Genomic DNA, 15,148 nt, shown 5'->3' with positions numbered 1-15,148 from the left:
GGCGTGCCTCCTAGTTCCTCTTTGATCCGGCACGCGAGGTGCGGCGAACGTCCGTCAGGCCCGCATCGACCCGGTCATCGACATAGGCCCGCAGGACCGTGCCGTCCTCGACGACCAGGAACACTGGACGGTCAGCCAGCGCGGTCCCCGTAGAGGCACCGCCCGAGGTGACCGGGACGACGCCGCCGGCCGACGGGATGGACGTTGCGCCAAGCCGCTCGGCGGCGGTCGCCACCGAAGGGCCGGACGCCGCCATGCCGGCCACCAGACCGGCACCAAGGTCCTTGCCTGCCTGGGCGGCCTTGCGGGACGGGGAGTGGGCGTCGATGCCCTTCTTGGAGCGGATCGCCTTCACCGCTCCCGCGCCGACCTTGGCCATGGCCGCCTGGATGGCCTTCTCGTCGGCGAGAAGACCCGTAAGGAAGCCCTTCGAGGCGGACTTGCCCGCGTCGTACATGGCATCGGCCATGGTGTTGCCGTAGCTGGTCGACAGCTTCGCGCCGGACTTGGCGAGGGCGTTGAGCTGCTTGATCTGGCCCGCGTTGGCACGGGAGACCATCTGCCCGAGGGCACTGTCCGGGCCCAGGGCCACCAGCTGCGAGATGAGGTCCTGGGACAGGCCCTTCTTCGACAGGCCGGCGATCTGCCCCTGGAAGCCCTTCAGGGTGGACTGCCGGTTCTTCAGGCCCGCCAGAACGTCGCCGATGCTGGTTGCGTCGGACAGGTTGGACAGGCCCAGGTAGTCGGCCGCGCTCTTCTTCTGGTCGGCAGCCCCGGCCTTGGCGGCACTGACCTTGGCAGCGGCCGCATCGCGCTGCTTGGCCATCGTCTGGAGCCGTGCGGACACCTTCGCCGTCGAGGCGGCGAGCGACTTGCCCGCGCCCCCTGCGGCCTTCAGGTCGTCGGTCAGGGCCTTGGCGGCCTTGGCGATGTCCGCGGCGGAGCCCTTGAGGGACTTGGTGAAGTTCGTCAGGTCCCCGGGGATCTCCTTGCGGGCCTTGGCCGAGGCGGTGCCCTTGGCGAAGCCGCGGACGCCCAGGCCGGCCGCCATGCTCATGGAGTCGCGGTTGTTGTAGACCGTTTCCCCGCCCTTGAAGCGGACCAGCTCGGGGCCGGCCTCGCCCACCCAGGCCAGTTCCCCGGCCTTCGGGCGGCCGCCCGTGGCGTATCCGCCGGCGCGGTTGTACGCCTTCGACAGAGAGCCGTACCGGCTGAGCGCGTACCGCATCGAGGCGTACACGTTGGCGAGCGGGTCGTAGATACCGCGGCCCTTGAGCTTCCCCGCGTAGGCGGCGAACGTCCCCGGGATCGTCTGCATCAGGCCCCGCGACGCCATGCCGGCCTTCGCGTTGGAGTCCCAGTTGTTGATGGCCCTGGGGTTGCCGCCGCTCTCCTGGTTCATCCGGCGCAGCACCGTGTTGAGCAGCGACGCCGGCTGTCCGACCATCTTCAGCGCCTGGAGGACGACCTTCGACCAGCGCTTGACGCCAGACCCGCCCACCGCGGCGGACGAATAGGCGTCCTCCACCTTGCTGTCCGCGGACTTGGCGTAGCCGAAGATGGCGTCCAGGATCTTGTCGGGGATGTTCCGGACCATCTTCCCGAAGCCGGTGTCGGCGCCCGGGAGCTTGGCCAGGAGCGGGTTTACCACGTGCTTCACGCCCGCCCGCGCCGATGCCTCGATGGTGTCGCCGAGCCAGGACGCGCCCTTCTTCACCGCGTCCCAGGCTGCCGAGCCCACGCCCTTCAGCGCGGTGCCGGCGGACTTCACCCACCCGAAGATGCCGCCGCCGTCCTTGAAGCCGGGCATGCCCATACGACCGTTCGCTGCGGCCCGGCGCATGGCCATGACCGCGCCGTGGCCGCCCGCGTTGCGTACCTCCTTGGCCGTCCAGACGTGCTCACCGTTGGAGAGCCACGCAGGGATGGAGTCGGACGTCGCCGTCCCCGCGCCGCGGATGGCACCGCCCGTGGCAAAGCCCTTGGGCAGGACCATCCGCTTGATCTCGGGGGCGCCGAACGCGCCGGCCACGGTGTTCCAGGTCGGGACGATCGCCTTGTTGTAGATCGTGTTGACCAGGAACTTAACGGGGATCTTCGCCAGGTCCTGCACCTTGCTCCAGGCCCGGCCGATGAAGTCCTTGGCATCCTCGAAGGACCGGCCCACGGCCTTGACGCCCTTTTTCATGGCGTCGAACGCTGGCTTGAGCGCGACCCGCCACAGCCACCCGGCCTTGTCGCCGATCCAGCCCAGGACGGGCTTCACGCCGTTGTTCCAGAGCCACTTGAAGACGTCTCCGACGGCGCGGATTCCGGCCTTGGCGTACCCGAAAACGACCTTGATGCCGGACCACCAGAACTGGAAGCCGGCCACGATCCAATCGATCACGGGGCTGATGGCGTTGGTCCACAGCCACGTCGCCGCTGCTCCGACGGCCCGCAGGCCGGCCTTCACCCACCCGAACACGACCTTCACGCCGGCCCAGAAGAGGCGGAAGCCAGCGACGATCCAGCCGATCACGGGGCTGATGGCGTTGGTCCACAGCCACACGGCCACCGCACCGAGCGAGCGGAAGATTCCGCCGATCCACCCGAACACGGGCTTGAGCACGGCACCCCACAGCCACGTCGCCGCGGCGGCGATCAGCTTGAAGCCGAGGATGAAGGGGCCCACGACGATGACGCCGATCACGGTGGCGAGGATCTTGGCCGCCGTTCCGATGAAGCTGAACACCGGCTGGAGCACGGTCGACCAGAGCCAGGACGCAGCCGCACCGATGGCCTTGAACGCCGCGACCAGCCCCGCGAACGCCGGCTTCAACGCGTTGTTCCACACCCACAGCGCGGCGGTCTTGATGCCCTCCCAGGCGCCCTGCACGATCGCGCGGAACGTCTCGGACTTCTTGTAGGCGATGACCAGGGCGGCGCCCAGGGCGATGATCGCGGTGATGACCAGCACGATCGGGTTGGCCCGCATCACCGCGGACAGGAACGCCTGGGCACCGGCGAATCCCTGGGTGACGGCCGTGCTGGTCAGGATCACCGCGCGGTAGATGCCGAACACCGCAGAAACCGCGCCCGTGGCGATGGCCTGGGTGTTCATGGCCACGGCCACGCCGGCGACAGCGATGCCGAGCGGCACCAGCCAAACGCCGTACTCCTTGAGCCAGCCCACCGTCGCGGAGAACGCCGCACCGACACCCCGCAGGGCCGGGCCCAAGGTGCGCGCCATGACGCCGGCGAACGACTTGACCACCGGCAGGACATCGCTGTTCAGGAACGACCCGAACTTCGTCAGGCCCGGGATGACGTACTTGGCGACGGTGTCCCCGATGGCCATCAGGGCCCGCCGCTTGAACTGCTCGATCTTGGCGCCGGCGTTGTTGCGCAGGTCGTCCCCGGCCTGCTTGGCCGCGCCGCCCACCTTGCCCAGGTCCTTGACGGCCTTGGACGGGTCGAGGGCGTAGAGGGCCTTGCCCATGTCCTCGGCCTTGGTGCCGAACAGCGCCACGGCGGCCGCGTTGCGGTCCACCGGGTTCTTCATCCCGCGGAGTCTGTCCAGGACGGTCTGGAGTCCGTCTGACGCGCCCTTGCCGCCCTTGGCTATCTGGGCGGTCATGCCCTTCGCCGACAGTCCCAGGGCGTCGAAGCCGGCGGCGGAAGCCTTCGAGCCGTCGGTGGCCCGGATCTGGAACTCCTTCAGGGCGTCCGCGACGACGTCCGTGTCCCGCGCGCCTGCCTTCATGCCCTGGGACAGCAGCCCCGTCACGGTCTTCACCGGCAGATTCAGGGACCGGAAGATCGTGGAGTATTCGTTGAAGGTGTCCATCAGGTCATCGGCGCGGGGGCCCATGACCTGGAAGCCGCGGGTGATGGTGTCGAGGGCTTCCTTGGAGTTCTTCGCCAGGCCGGTCTTCATGATCTGGCCGACGGCGTTGGCGGTCTGGCCCAGGTCCGTCTCAAAGAGGGTGGAGACGTCCTGGACCTTGGTGGCGATGCTGGCCAGCTGCTGCGTGGTGGCCTTCGGCGGGGCGATGCCGGCGGACATGATGGCCTTGACCGCCGCGGCGCCTTCCTCGACGGACTCGGTGACCGCGTTGGAGTACAGGGCGCCGGCCGCCTGGCCCGCCTTCTGGGCGTCCTTCGCCGTCAGGCCCAGGGATGCCTTCAGCTGGCCGGTGGCCTTCTGCTTGGCCATCGACTGCTCGAGGCCCTGCACCATCAACGCACCGACAGCGACGCCCAGGCCCAGTGCCCCGGCCTTCATCTTGCCGCCCAGGCCGGCCATCAGCCCTTCGCCGCCCTGTTCGCCGGCCCGGGTAGCGGACTGGCGAACAGGGTCTTCCAGCTCACGGCGGAGCTCACGACGAAACTCCGCCATCGACGGCAGGACGTCCAGCCACACGGATGCAGCGCGGGGCATGGGATCACCCCTTCTCTGCGTACTGCGGCGTCGCCTGCGCGACGATCTCCTGGTAGGCGGTCCGGGCTGCCCGGTGGCGCTTGCGGTCGGCCTTGGCCTTCTGCTCGGGCGTCGGGTCTCCGGGTCGCCAGACGGCGTCCGGGTACGGCACCGGGCTGGCTTTCTCGGCACGGTTGGCGTTGAGGAACGCGGTGAAGTGCCGGGCCATCAGGTCGACCAGGTCCGCCAGCATCCAGTCGCCGTGTTGCCAGTGATGGCCGGCCGCCGCACGGGCCGTAGCCGAGGTGGGCGGCAGGTGTTCCACCAGCACCCGCAGGCGACGCAGCGTCATGTCGCCCCGGAAGTAGGCGGCGAGCTGGTCGGCGTCGCGCGGGTAGTGGTGGGCGAGGTCAGCCTCGACGGCCTCGGGGTGCTCCCCAAGGACGTCTAGGACCGTGTAGGGCGGCCCTTCTTCAGCTGCCCCTGCGCGTCCTGCTGAACGGCCATGAACAGCAGGAAGACGTCATTGTCGGAGTTGCCGGCCGCGGCGTACTTCTCGTACTGCTCGTCGCCGAGCATCGCGCGGGCCTTGTCCTTGGCGGTCTCGGCTTCGTCGACGCCCTTGGACCAGTCGTCGTCCGCGAACAGCGGGTGCGGGAAGGTGAAGAGCTCCCCGTTGTCCGCCTCGAACTCGACGTCTTCGCCGCCGACGGCCTCGGCGTACTGGGCCTTGACCTCGGTCAGCTTGTATCGCTTGCGGTTGGGCTTGCTCATGATCGGTGCTTCTTCCTGGGTGGCCTGCGGGTGAGCGGGCGAAGGGTGCGAGGCGGCAGGGCTCACCCGTGTCCGCCGCCTCGCACCCGTCTTGGGGGCGGTCACGCTTAGCCCTCTTCCTCCGGGGCCAGTGCGCGCCAGCCGGGGCCATCGATCCACGTCTTGGCGTCGGTGCCAACGACGTCGTCGTGGTACGCGGTGAAGGTGACCTCACGCGTGATGGCTTCGGTGCGGGACCACTGCTCGTCTCCGCGGTCGGTCCGCAGGGAGAGCGGCATGTGCCGCACGATGTAGATGGGGTCGGTGCCGTTCTCGCCGGTGTCCCGCGCGATGAACAGCAGCCGGCGGTAGATGGTCGCCGGCGCCATCGGCCGGGACCAGGACCAACCGGTGCCCACGGCGCCGAGCTGGTCCAGGGGCAGGTTCTCGAACAGCGCGACCGTCGCGGCGTTGGTCTCCTGCGGCGTCCACTGGGCCGTCATCGTGTCGGTCTCGACGTCCGAGCGGGTCGGCTTGGCGGACTGCCCCGAGGTCACCTCGGACACCGAGTAGTCCCCGGAGAAGGTCACCCCGTCATCGGTCGTGTAGCCGATCGGCACATAGCCGGCGGGCAGGGCCTGGAGGATGCCCGAGACGTCGAACGGCGCGGTGACAGCGGCGGCGTCCACGTCGGCGGCGAACACTGCGTAGGACAGAGCCTTGCGGATGAGGGACCGCTTGAGCTCGTTGATCGTGTCGAAGTTGGCGGCAACCACGGCAGCCACTCCTTCCATGACAAAGCCCCGCGCGGTGGCGGGGCTGCGGTGTGGTGGTGCGCGTCAGGCGGGCGCCTGTGCGCGGCTGGTGAGCCGGTAGGTGGCGACCGCCCGGCGCAGGGCCGGGTTGCCGTAGGGGACACAGCCGGGCCGCACGTCGGTGGTGACCCGGTCTATCCGGACGCCGCCCGAGACGTTCCCCGGTGCGGCGAGCATCGCGGTGCGGACCCGCTCGGCGACGGTCCACATTGCGGTGCGGGTCGCGGCGAAGGTGTCGACGTCGACCACGGCCTGGTCGTCGCGGTCGTCGTCTCCGCCGCCTGGCAGAAGCTGCACCTGGACCAGCGGCAACGACTTCTCGAGGGTGGTGGGCAGCTCGTTGACGACGCGCACGCCGTCGCCGAGCTGGCTACGTAGCCACATGGCGACGGCGTTCTCGACGTCGCCCCACATCTGGCCGGCCGTCATCGACTCTCCCGGCGGTCCTTGAAGATGGTCTGCGGGGTGACGCCGCCGGCCCGGCCCAGGACGCGCCGCCGGTCGGTGTTGGAGCTTCCCCACTCCTGGGCCGCGGCGTCCTCGCGGGTCGCCTCGACCTTGGCGACCGGCCGGCCCGAGGGCCGGATCTCGTCGGAGACGTGAATCTCGTTGGCGAAGCCGTCGTCAATCTCCGAGCGGGCGATGCCTTGGGCCACGGCGGCGATCTGCTCGGCCCGTCTGTGCAGCGCTTCCCGGACCGCGGGCAGCTGCATCACCTCGGTCAGGCCCCGCTCGTCGAAGCGGATACGGACCTTGCGTGCCATCAGCCGGTCACCTCCTTCAGCACTGCGGACGTGTGCGCCAGCAGCGGCGAGACGGCCCGGTTGATGCCGGGCTGGCCGTCGATCTCGTACTCCTTGCCGTCGGCCCTGATCAGGTCCGTGGCCTTGAGGTCCAGTCCCGGCGGGCCGAAGAACTGCCAGCGCGAGACAACCTGATCGGATGCGCTGGACAGGTACTCGACGGAGTCCAGCGGCTGGACCGAGCAGTGCTCAACGTCGACCGGCGGGTCTTCCTGCCACGAGTCGTTGCCCCGGTCGTCCGGTGCCATGTAGCGCGAGACGTGCTGAACGGTCTGGTCCATCAGGGCGGTTCTGCCGAACACGGCTACCTCCCGACCTTCACCAGGGGGTCACGCGCGTTGCTGCGGTACCGGGCCAGCTTGTCCTTCTCGATGTCCGCCAGCGATGTGCCGATGGTCTCGGCCGCGAACGTCACCGAACGCTGCCCCGTGGACTCCTGCCGAAGGCTGCTGGGGTTGACGCACCCGCGGGCCGCAACGTCCAGCACCACGCCTTTGACGTCCAGGGGGACCGTGTCGTACCCGTGGGCCCAGGTGACGCCGGCCCGCCGCGGGCAGTCCCGCAGGACCTCCCACGCCAGGTGCAGCGTCTCTCCGTCGAGCTCCCATTGAGAGCTCGTCAGGTCCTGTCCCCGGACGGTCACCAGCAGCACGGCCTGGACCGGGCCGGGGACCTTGATGGTGCCGTCCACGATGCGCAGATCGATGGTGTCCGTCCGCGCCGTGAACATGCATCGGGCCTCGGCCCGCACCAGCCCCGAGGCGATGTCCAGCGCCAGGGAGACAGTGTTGACCGGGGCGGTGCCGCGCGGCACCTGTAGCCAATCCTCCAGCTCCTCGACGGTCGCCAGGGGCGGGGGCGGGCCGGCCACCGGTCAGCTCTCCGAAAGGGAGGAGTCGCCGGTCTCGACGTTCCGCTGGACGGTCACCTCGGAGCCGTCCGGCCGCAGGGCCGTGTACTTCTCCATGCGGTCCTTGCCGGAGCGCGCGGCGGCCTTCTTGCCGGGGACCGGGACCACCGCGTTCACGGTGCCGTGGCCGGCCTTGGCGGCGGCGCCCTTGTCGGGAGTCGCCGAGCTGGCCCGCTCGTCGGGGTCGGTGGTGTCCGCCGGGCCGTCCCCGGGCGCCGTGGTCGACGGCGCGTCGAGGTGGTCGTCGAGGCGGGTCTCTGTGGGGTTGCTGCTCTTGGTCGCCATGGGAGCGTCCTTTCAGATCAGGCGGCCAGCACGCCGCGGAGTCGGGCTGCGGCTTTGCCGCCGAACACGGCCAGGCCGCAGTAGAACTCAATGCGGGTGCGGTAGGCGGGCTTCTCCTGGAGCTGGCCCAGGTCGTCGACCATGACGCCGCCGTTGGTCAGGCCGGTGACCGCGCGGTCCCCTTCGTCCTGGCCGAAGCGCACGGCGTAGACAGACGACGCCACCGAGCTGCTGCCCTGGGTCTCGGTCCGGGGCAGGATGTCCGCGCCGGCCGCAGTCATGCCCGGGTCCAGCAGCGGGATGCCGTTGTACGTGGCGACCATCTTCTGGGTCATGGCCTCGCGGACCATCTCGTAGCCGCCCAGGCGCCGCGCGCTGGACTTGATCTTCGCGATGACGCTTGCGTTGGCGTACAGGGCGCCGTTGGAGGCGTTGAGCCCCGGCACGGACGCGACCAGGGCGTCCAGCGCGTCGAAGAAGTCGTGGCCGGCGGCGACCGGGCCCAGGCCGTTGGTGGCAGCGTCGAGAACCTGCGCGCCGGTCAGCCGCTTCTTGAGGCCGTCGAACGACTTGGTGTCCACGGTGACGTCGCCGTTGAAGAAGGTGTCCTGGAACTTGTAGGCCGCGGCCTTGACCTTCATCCGGGTCTGCACGGCCCGCTGGTCGTTGAGGTTGCCCCGGGTCTGCTGGATGAACTTGTCGACGTCGGCGTCGCCACCGAGGATCACCAGGGACTCGCTCTTCTGGTTGAAGGCGCCGGTGGACTCGGTGTACGCCTCGTTGACCGAACGGAAGGCGACGCCCGGCAGGGTGCCTTCCTCGTTGTACGCGTAGGCGTTGCCCTCGATCTGCATCAGCGGGATGCGGTCGAGGATGGACGACTCCTGGACGAACGTCTCGATGACGCCGCGCTGGAGATTGGTCGTGGACAGCTTGGCTGCCTCGACGAGGGTTACGGCCACGGCGGGCCTCCTTCACGGTTCGGGCCCGCCGCGCGGGCCGCGTTACTTGCGCTTGGTTTCGGTTGCGTAGGCGTGCCGGAGCCGCGCCATGCCGGGCTCCACATCCGCGGCCGCGGGGTCGCGGTGACCGCCGCCCACGTCGCCCCACGGCTGCTTGCCTGCGGCCAGGTAGGGCTTCTCCTTGAGCAGGTCATCCAGGGCCTTGGTGACGGCCTTGGTGTCCACGTCGCCGTCGGCGTTCAGCTCGAAGGCGGACAGATCCAGCAGCTTCACCGCGTCGCCCGGGTCGGCGAGACGCTTTGCGGCCGCGGCCTTGACCTCGGCGCGGATGATGCGCGCCGCCGAGGCGCCCTCGATATCCGCGCGGATCTCGGCCTTGATGGCATCGACGTCCGTGCCCTTGTTGGCCGCGTTGGAGCGGCGCAGGCGGGACACCTCGGCCTCCAGCTCGGCGGCCTTCTTGTCGGCGGCCTTGCGTGCCGCGCGCTCCGCCTTCAGGGCCTTCTCGCCGGCCTCGCCCAGCTTGGGATCGTCGCCTTCGTCGTCGCCGGCAGGATCGTCCTGCGGCTCCACCTCGGGCTTGTCCGGCTTGGCTTCGCCCTTCGGCGCCGCCTCCCCCTCATCGCCCTCGCCGCCGTCGGCGTAGAGGACCGGGGAGAACGGGCTGGAGCCGTAGGGGTGGGTCCACCCGGCGCCGGTCGCGGCGGCCAGGGTGCGCTTGCGGGTGTGCTGGGGCATCGTGCCCCCTCCTTCGTTGTGCCGTCGGCCCGCGGCGTCGCGCCGTGGCCGCCCTCCCGGAGAATCGATCCAGGAGAAGATCAATAGATGTAGCCGTGCTTCCTGAGCAGCGTGAGCTGGTGGTCGCGGCTGTCGGCCAGGCGCAGGATCTCCTCGGGCATCAGCCGCGGGGTCCGCGCGATGCGGTACCGCTCGCCGCGCACCTTGTCCGCGCCGGCGTCGGCAGCCATGCGCTTGCCGGCGACACCCCGGACGCTGGTGCCCTCGGTGGTGGCCTGCACCTTCTTGCCGTAGGCCGTCATCGTCTGCATGCCGCGGCGGGCGTTGACCACCTGGGCCAGGTCGGCTCCCTTGGCGAGGGCGTCGACCGCGGCCGCGCCCAGGCGCTTTCGCTGGTCCTCCGGTGACATCTGCGCGACCAGGTCCTCGGGGCTGGGCACGTCGCCCCACTTCTCGACGTCGATGGGGTCCATGCCGCAGTCGCACTTGGGGTGCCGCTGGAAGCCGGTGGAGTAGCTGTATTGCTTGCCAGCCAGGATGATGCAGCGCCCGCACGCGGGGAGCTTCACAACCCGCACGTAGGCGATGCACTTGCGGTGCGTCACCATCGCCACCGAAGTGGCCGCGCGGGAGGTGTCGCTGATCTGTGTCGCCACCAGCCTGGCCATCTGCGTCATGCCGCTCAGCAGCGCGGTCTGCGGGTCCGCGCCGGTCGCCAGGGCGGTGTAGGTGGTGATGGCCGGGTTGAACAGCAGCGTGGTCAGGGGCCGTCCGTCCGAGGCGACGCCGGCCAGGGAGCCGGGGGCCAGCTCGGCGGCCAGAGGAGCCGAGGCGTTGCGGGCCGCCATCGCGGTGGCCACGAACGTCTGCGCTCCCTGGGCGGCCGTCAGCTGGCCGGCGATAACCGCGTCGAGGATGGCGCGGCCCTGGTCGCCCTGGAGCGAAGCGAGGATGTTGCCGGGGTCCAGCCCTGACCAGATGGACTGCACGCGCGCCACAACGGCTTGCGACAGCGTCTGTATCTGCGTGTAGCGGGCGTCGGCGGCGTCGCTCATGCCGCGGGCTCCTCGGCGGCGGCCGGGGCTTCCTCGCTCCCGTCGTCCTTCGGGCCGAAGCTGGAGAACGCGGCAGCAGCGGCGGCGGCCTGGGCCTTCGCCTGCTCATCGCGGATGCGCTTCCACTCCTCGATCTGCTCCCGCTCAACGCCCGGGATCATGCCCCACAGGGCCTCATCCGGTACGCCCAGGGCCTTGTACTTCGTCAGGGCGTCCGCGTACTGGGCTTCGCTGCGGTACTGCGGGTCACGCCACAGGACCTTGCCCATGGCGATGGACTCGGCCCGCGCGGTGTCGCCGGCCGCGATGGCGTCCAGCCGCATGATCTCCCGCAGGTCCGCGCCGAAGTGCAGCTGCTTGTCCCCGGCCTTGGCCACCAGGCCCGACTCGGCGGCGCTCAGGGCCTCGGCGGCAATGTTGGACATCTCGCCGAGCAGGTAGTGAGGGGGCGTCCTGGTCTGTGCGGCGATGTGCCGGACGCACGCCTCGATCACCCGCAGGTAGTTGCCCAGGTCCGCGGCGGAGAACTGGGCAATGGCCGCGCCGCTCTTGTTCAGCCACAGCAGGCGGTCCTTGCCGTACCGGGTCAGCGGGACGTCTTCCTCGCCGATGATGTTGCCCTCGGCGTCCTTGATGTCCCGCACTGGCTTGTCCATGCCGAGGATCGCGCGCTGCGGCAGGGCCAGGTAGTCCGAGGCCGTGAGCAGGTGCGCCCACTGGGTGTTGACCGCCCGCTGAAGGGGCGCCACCGTCTTGATGTCCGACTCCGGGTCGCCGTGCAGCCGGGCCCGGTTGGGGATCTCGACGATGGGCACCTCGCCCATGGGGTTGGTGAAGTCGGTCTGCTCGGACGTGCGGAGCCCCACGGTCCGCGGCTCCCACTGGCCGCCGTTCGCGGTGCGCTGCCGGCGGTAGACCATCGAGGGCCGGCCGTCGAAGGCCCGCACGAACAGCGTGGCGAAGTCGTGCGTTCCGTCGGACCAGGTGTTCAGGCCCGCGCGCCGGAGCCCCCGCGCGCCCGGGACGTAGTCGACGGCGGCCTGGCCGTTCGGCAGGAACGAGATGTCCGAGGCTTCGCCGGTCGGGTTCCACACGAGCGCGTGTGAGCGCGCGACGACCAGGGCGTCCAGCAGCGCCAGGCCCACCTCGACGTCCGCGCGGTTGCGGCGCCAGGACTTCCACGCGTCCCGGTCGATCTGCCCGTCCTCGCCCTGGAAGCCGGTCACCGCCAGCCGCTCCCGCAGCGTGTCCGGGACCGTCCGGCACCAGTTGTCCGAGAAGTCCTCGAAGATGCCGCCGGACTGCTGCTCGAACTCCGGCGTGGCGTAGAACATCCGCCCTTCTTCGCCGTTGTAGAGGTCGTCGTACTTCTGGGTCTGGGACTTCCGCTGGTCCGCCCGGGACCGGAGCTTGCGGATCATGTCCTCGGGGGAGTCGTCATCCGACAGCGGCTGCTCAATGTCGGTACGCACGGGCACCCCCTCTCACGCGCTGAGCGCTTCGTCGCGGCGCTGCTTACGCCGCAGGTAGCCATCCACGGCGTTCACCAGGGCGGCGACACCGTCGATGCGGGAACTGGACTTGCCGCGGTCCGGCTTCACCGGGCGGATGTTGTCGTTGCCGTCGCGGATCACCTCGACGCACTCGGCGTTCCAGCGCAGCAGCTTGTTGCCGTCGTGCCGTGCGGCCTTCTCCAGCAACAGCCGCTCGGTCTCCTTGGCGGCCGGGGACAGGCCCATGTACGTCTGGTTGACCGGCACCACTTCGCCGATGCGCGGGTTGGCCTCGATGCGCTGGAGCGAACCGCCCGTGAACATCCGGTCGTAGCTGATGCGCTGGATGCGGTAGCGGCGTGAGTCCTCGAGGATCTGGTTCTCGATCGTGGCGTAGTCGATGGCGTCGCCCTCGGTCAGGTGGAGCAGCCCCTCATTCACCCAGTCTCGAAGCGGCACCTGGAGCTGGTGCGCCAGGTCGTCGACCCGCTCCTCGGGCAGCCAGAACCGCGGCAGGATCTCCAGCTCAACGCCCGGCAGACGGGACTTCACGATCAGCACCCACGACGAAAGGTCAGAGACGGCCGACAGGTCCAGGCCGCCCCACGCCGGCTGGAACTTCAGCGCCTTCTCCGTGGACATCTCGCCTTCGTTGGCGTCCCACAGGGGCAGCGGCAGCCATTTCGACTGCATGCTCATCCGCCGGTTCAGGTACAGCCGGCAGAACCCCGGGAACGCCGAGGGGGTCGTCTTGGCCTTCTCCGCGGCGTCCCTGATGGCGGACACCTTCGGGAAGCCGTAGCGCATGCCCGGGTTGGCCTTGTGCCACGTCGCCTCATCGAACGGGTCGTCTTCTTCGGACGCCGCCCAGATCACGCCGTAGTGGGACGGAGGCTCGATGACGTGCTGAGCGGCCCGCACGGTGAACGTGTGCTTCTCGTCGTAGATCGTGAACTCGGAGCCTTCGTCGGCCGTGGTGATGTAGACGATCAGCGGCTGGTCCCGCGCGCCCGTGCCGGTCTCGATCGCCTCGATCAGGTCACGCCGCTTGTGGACGTGCACCTCGTCGACCACTGCGCCCGACACGTTCAGGCCGTGCGCCGCCTCGGCGATCTTCGACAGGGCCCGCAGGATGCCGCCGTTGCGCTTGGCCACCAGCACCGCGGCCCTGGCCTCGACGGCCCGCCGTCCGGCCGGCGACGTCATCGCCATGCGCTTGGCGTCCTCGAAGACACGGCCCGCCTGGAGCCGGTCGGTGGCCGCGGCGTACACCTCGGGGCCCACCTCGCGGTCGGCGAGCAGCAGCGTCAGCGCGATGCCCGAGGACAGCGTCGACTTGCCGTTCTTGCGGGGGACCTCAATCCAGGCCGAGCGGATCACCCGGACGTCCCGCTCGGCTTCCTCGTCGTAGTACAGCCAGCCGAAGACCGGCAGGATGACCCAGACCAGCTGCCACGGGGCCAGCAGCAGCGGCGTACCGCCCCACCTCGACCGGGTGTGCTTGAACGACTCGATCGCCCGCTTGGCCCGCAACGCCGCCTCGACGGAGAACCACGCGCCCTCTTGCCGGTCCGCGTGGAAGGCGTGCACCAGCGGCCGCGAGGCCAGCGCCTCGGCGATCTGCTCCTCCGTCAGGCCGATCTCCAGCAGCGCCAGGCGCGGCACGGGCAGGTCGTCCCCCATGTCCGCGATGGACAGATGCTCAGTCGAAGACGTCACCGTCATCGTCGCCCCCGCTCTCCGGCGGAGTAAGACGTGTGGCCGCCGCCGGCGACAGGCCCAGCTCCCCGACCAGGGACCGGAAGTGCGCCCGGTACTGGTGGGCAATCGTGGTCCAGGGGTTCTTCACGTTGCCCCGCTCGGTGGGCACCACCAGACCCTCGGAGGACAGGTGACGCTCCGCCTGGACCAGGCGCGCCCAGGTGACGCAGTACTCGATGGCCGTGTCCCGCTGCGTGTTGGACAGGCCGGCCGCCACGACCAGCGCGGGCACGGTGCGCGCCCAGGCCCCCGCGGCGGTCTCCCTGGCGAGGGCGTCTTCCTCCCGCTCCCCGGGCAGGTGGAGCTCCCAGTCAGGTTCGACCGGGTCGGCCGGGGCGAAGCGGACGCCGGCGCTCTGCCGGTCCTCCCTGAAGGTGCCCTCGCGCACGGCCTGAAGATGCGGCTTCGGCTTCGCACCGCGTACCGCCATGACGACCACCACCCTCGGTCACGCTTCGCAGTTGCCGATCACCCACAGGAACGGCCCAATCGGCCATCGTGCGGCTCGCCCTCCCCGGCGGTCAGCCTCGGAGGGGGGAGGGGAGGCACCCCCCAGGCGTGGGTGGGGTCGGCTCGGAGTCAGGGCCCGTTGAGGCCCCGGTGGGGCTCTGGACGTTGAGGTGGAGCTCGTAGCGCCATGCCTCGGATGAGCCGTACTGGCGTAGCCGGCGCTGGCTGATGTGCTCCGGCATGGTGATCTCGGTCCATCGGAGGACGCCCAGGACGTGCCCGGGGAGCTCCAGGGCCATCACGTCGGGTGTGGTGGCTACGCCGGACTGCTCGTTGACCCTGCGGGCCTTGGTGAGCCGTTCGATCTGGTCGGCGATGACTCGCAGTTGACGCGGGGTGAACGCGGTCACTGGTTCCATCCTCCTGGTTGATGCTTGGCCGTCTCGCTGTTGTGGCATGGCACGCAGAGCGGACGTAGGTGTCGGTCAGCGTCAGGGTCTGTCTCGCCTTGGGCGATCAGGTCCTTGCGTGACACGGGGAAGTGGTCAGGCACCTTGGATGGCTTGCCGCACAGTACGCACCATGGGTGTCTGTAGATGTAGCTGCTGGCTGTGCGCTGCCATCTGCTGCCGTATCCACGCTGTGTGCTGCTGCCTCGCTGCTGCTCTGCCTCGCGCGTGTGCGTATCGCATCGCCCTTGCGTCACTGTCTCTGGGCATCC

17 protein-coding genes are annotated in these 15,148 nt (G+C 69.8%); 1 reads left to right on the top strand and 16 read right to left on the bottom strand.

What is annotated here, in order from left to right:
- Nucleotides 1-10: 10 nt before the first annotated feature.
- Both AB0411_RS36860 and AB0411_RS36855 read right to left on the bottom strand, forming a co-directional pair.
- Nucleotides 11-4,423, bottom strand: coding sequence for a phage tail tape measure protein (locus AB0411_RS36860; RefSeq protein WP_366421603.1), 4,413 nt, complete (start codon nt 4,421-4,423; stop codon nt 11-13).
- Nucleotides 4,424-4,427: 4 nt separating this feature from the next.
- Nucleotides 4,428-4,727, bottom strand: coding sequence for a hypothetical protein (locus tag AB0411_RS36855; protein WP_366421602.1), 300 nt, complete (start codon nt 4,725-4,727; stop codon nt 4,428-4,430).
- On the opposite strand from AB0411_RS36855, the gene AB0411_RS36850 reads away from it, so the two are divergent.
- The gene (locus AB0411_RS36850) at nt 4,719-4,853 is read left to right on the top strand and encodes a hypothetical protein (protein ID WP_366421601.1); all 135 of its coding nucleotides are present in this window, start codon (nt 4,719-4,721) and stop codon (nt 4,851-4,853) included. The two genes, AB0411_RS36855 and AB0411_RS36850, sit on opposite strands and share 9 nt — an antisense overlap.
- On the opposite strand, the gene AB0411_RS36845 is transcribed toward AB0411_RS36850, so the two are convergent.
- From AB0411_RS36845 to AB0411_RS36780, 14 genes are all read right to left on the bottom strand, one after another.
- Nucleotides 4,850-5,176 carry a hypothetical protein gene (locus AB0411_RS36845; RefSeq protein WP_366421600.1) on the bottom strand — a complete coding sequence of 109 codons (327 nt, stop codon included), beginning with the start codon at nt 5,174-5,176 and terminating at the stop codon, nt 4,850-4,852. The two genes, AB0411_RS36850 and AB0411_RS36845, sit on opposite strands and share 4 nt — an antisense overlap.
- A 107-nt stretch (nt 5,177-5,283) precedes the next feature.
- Nucleotides 5,284-5,931: a phage tail protein gene (locus tag AB0411_RS36840; RefSeq protein WP_366421599.1), complete on the bottom strand. Its 648-nt coding sequence runs from the start codon at nt 5,929-5,931 to the stop codon at nt 5,284-5,286.
- 63 nt (nt 5,932-5,994) lie between these two features.
- A complete protein-coding gene (locus AB0411_RS36835; protein ID WP_437044468.1) occupies nt 5,995-6,384 on the bottom strand; it encodes a hypothetical protein in 390 nt (129 codons plus the stop codon).
- 11 nt (nt 6,385-6,395) lie between these two features.
- Nucleotides 6,396-6,734: a hypothetical protein gene (locus tag AB0411_RS36830; RefSeq protein ID WP_366421597.1), complete on the bottom strand. Its 339-nt coding sequence runs from the start codon at nt 6,732-6,734 to the stop codon at nt 6,396-6,398.
- On the bottom strand, nt 6,734-7,075 hold the full coding sequence (locus AB0411_RS36825) for a hypothetical protein (protein ID WP_366421596.1): 342 nt from the start codon (nt 7,073-7,075) through the stop codon (nt 6,734-6,736). The genes AB0411_RS36830 and AB0411_RS36825 overlap by 1 nt, the downstream gene beginning before the upstream one ends.
- A gap of 2 nt (nt 7,076-7,077) precedes the next feature.
- Complete coding sequence (locus AB0411_RS36820; RefSeq protein WP_366421595.1) at nt 7,078-7,644, bottom strand: hypothetical protein; 567 nt, start codon at nt 7,642-7,644, stop codon at nt 7,078-7,080.
- 3 nt (nt 7,645-7,647) lie between these two features.
- Nucleotides 7,648-7,968 (bottom strand): hypothetical protein, encoded by a 321-nt coding sequence (locus AB0411_RS36815; protein WP_366421594.1) that lies wholly within the window; start codon nt 7,966-7,968, stop codon nt 7,648-7,650.
- A 17-nt stretch (nt 7,969-7,985) separates the two neighbouring features.
- Nucleotides 7,986-8,930 (bottom strand): major capsid protein, encoded by a 945-nt coding sequence (locus AB0411_RS36810; RefSeq protein ID WP_366421593.1) that lies wholly within the window; start codon nt 8,928-8,930, stop codon nt 7,986-7,988.
- A 42-nt stretch (nt 8,931-8,972) separates the two neighbouring features.
- Nucleotides 8,973-9,668: a hypothetical protein gene (locus AB0411_RS36805; protein ID WP_366421592.1), complete on the bottom strand. Its 696-nt coding sequence runs from the start codon at nt 9,666-9,668 to the stop codon at nt 8,973-8,975.
- 80 nt (nt 9,669-9,748) lie between these two features.
- On the bottom strand, nt 9,749-10,723 hold the full coding sequence (locus AB0411_RS36800) for a hypothetical protein (RefSeq protein ID WP_366421591.1): 975 nt from the start codon (nt 10,721-10,723) through the stop codon (nt 9,749-9,751).
- Entirely contained in the window at nt 10,720-12,195 is a 1,476-nt protein-coding gene (locus AB0411_RS36795) for a phage portal protein (protein ID WP_366421590.1), read from the bottom strand. The genes AB0411_RS36800 and AB0411_RS36795 overlap by 4 nt, the downstream gene beginning before the upstream one ends.
- Nucleotides 12,196-12,207: 12 nt before the next feature.
- Nucleotides 12,208-13,941, bottom strand: coding sequence for a terminase large subunit (locus tag AB0411_RS36790; RefSeq protein WP_366421589.1), 1,734 nt, complete (start codon nt 13,939-13,941; stop codon nt 12,208-12,210).
- A complete protein-coding gene (locus AB0411_RS36785) occupies nt 13,919-14,407 on the bottom strand; it encodes a P27 family phage terminase small subunit (RefSeq protein ID WP_366421588.1) in 489 nt (162 codons plus the stop codon). The genes AB0411_RS36790 and AB0411_RS36785 overlap by 23 nt, the downstream gene beginning before the upstream one ends.
- 91 nt (nt 14,408-14,498) lie before the next feature.
- The gene (locus tag AB0411_RS36780) at nt 14,499-14,837 is read right to left on the bottom strand and encodes a hypothetical protein (RefSeq protein WP_366421587.1); all 339 of its coding nucleotides are present in this window, start codon (nt 14,835-14,837) and stop codon (nt 14,499-14,501) included.
- Nucleotides 14,838-15,148 lie beyond the last annotated feature (311 nt).

This window comes from Streptomyces angustmyceticus (assembly GCF_040701845.1).
Taxonomy (GTDB): Bacteria; Actinomycetota; Actinomycetes; order Streptomycetales; family Streptomycetaceae; genus Streptomyces; species Streptomyces angustmyceticus_A.
Note: the sequence above shows the minus strand (reverse complement) of the source record. Positions and strands in the feature narration are given on the sequence as shown.

Bases quoted from the DNA above. Each gene is read 5' to 3' on its own strand.
- AB0411_RS36845 (WP_366421600.1), bottom strand. From the start codon at position 5,176: ATGAGCAAGCCCAACCGCAAGCGATACAAGCTGACCGAGGTCAAGGCC.
- AB0411_RS36805 (WP_366421592.1), bottom strand. From the start codon at position 9,668: ATGCCCCAGCACACCCGCAAGCGCACCCTGGCCGCCGCGACCGGCGCC.
- AB0411_RS36830 (WP_366421597.1), bottom strand. From the start codon at position 6,734: ATGGCACGCAAGGTCCGTATCCGCTTCGACGAGCGGGGCCTGACCGAG.
- AB0411_RS36860 (WP_366421603.1), bottom strand. From the start codon at position 4,423: ATGCCCCGCGCTGCATCCGTGTGGCTGGACGTCCTGCCGTCGATGGCG.
- AB0411_RS36815 (WP_366421594.1), bottom strand. From the start codon at position 7,968: ATGGCGACCAAGAGCAGCAACCCCACAGAGACCCGCCTCGACGACCAC.
- AB0411_RS36835 (WP_437044468.1), bottom strand. From the start codon at position 6,384: ATGTGGGGCGACGTCGAGAACGCCGTCGCCATGTGGCTACGTAGCCAG.
- AB0411_RS36785 (WP_366421588.1), bottom strand. From the start codon at position 14,407: ATGGCGGTACGCGGTGCGAAGCCGAAGCCGCATCTTCAGGCCGTGCGC.
- AB0411_RS36800 (WP_366421591.1), bottom strand. From the start codon at position 10,723: ATGAGCGACGCCGCCGACGCCCGCTACACGCAGATACAGACGCTGTCG.
- AB0411_RS36790 (WP_366421589.1), bottom strand. From the start codon at position 13,941: ATGACGGTGACGTCTTCGACTGAGCATCTGTCCATCGCGGACATGGGG.